The following is a 725-nucleotide window of genomic DNA, read 5'->3' on the forward strand; positions in this document are numbered from 1 at the left end:
GCCGGCGGCTCGGCGAGGGGGCCGGGGCCGCGCGCGGGCGGCACGTCGCCGGCCCGGGCGGCGGCCGGGTCGCCGCCCCGTACGGCGGCCGGGCGCGCGGCGAAGGAGAAGTCCACCATGTGCCGGAAGGTCTGGAGGGCCATGGCGGCCAGCGCGAGCGCCCACACGTCGTCCCCGCCGCCGTGGCGTGCCGCGCCCACCGCCAGCCCGGCGTAGTAGGCGTACTCCTTGGCCCGGTCGCAGATCGCGTCCAGCCAGCCGCCGAAGGCCGAGAAGCGCAGCGTGTAGCGGGCGAGCTGGCCGTCGGTGCAGTCGAGCACGAAGGAGACGAGCAGCAGCGCCCCGGCCGCGGCGAAGCCGGGCCTGCCGCCGGTGGCCGCGCAGCCGGCCGCGGCCCAGGCGGTCAGCAGCGAGGCGACGGTGACCTGGTTGGGCTTGAGGCCCCGGCGGGCGCACCAGCGGGCGAGGTAGCGCGAGTAGGGGCTGACGCAGAAGGTCGTGAAGAACCCGTCCCGGGCCTTCACCGCGGCGCGCAGCCGCACCCGCTCGTCGTCGGTGCGCGCGACCGCGGCCCGCGCCGCGGCCCGCTCCGCCTCGTCCGCCGGCACGGTCGCCACCAGCGGCCCCAGCTCCGGCCGGTGCACCTCGACACCCGCGGCGTACAGGGCGCCGGCGAGGGCGCCGGGCAGGCCCCCGGCGGCCGGCCCGGCGAGGTCGGCGGCGTC

The 725-nt window shown here is 80.0% G+C and carries 1 protein-coding gene; it reads right to left on the bottom strand.

Features of this window, described 5'->3' with window-relative positions; genetic code table 11:
* A partial coding sequence (locus RKE29_RS30085; protein ID WP_312008871.1) for a CDP-alcohol phosphatidyltransferase family protein occupies positions 1 to 725 on the bottom strand: 725 nt, incomplete at both ends.

The sequence above is a fragment of the Streptomyces sp. B1866 genome (assembly GCF_031932565.1).
In the GTDB taxonomy this organism is placed as follows: Bacteria; Actinomycetota; Actinomycetes; order Streptomycetales; family Streptomycetaceae; genus Streptomyces.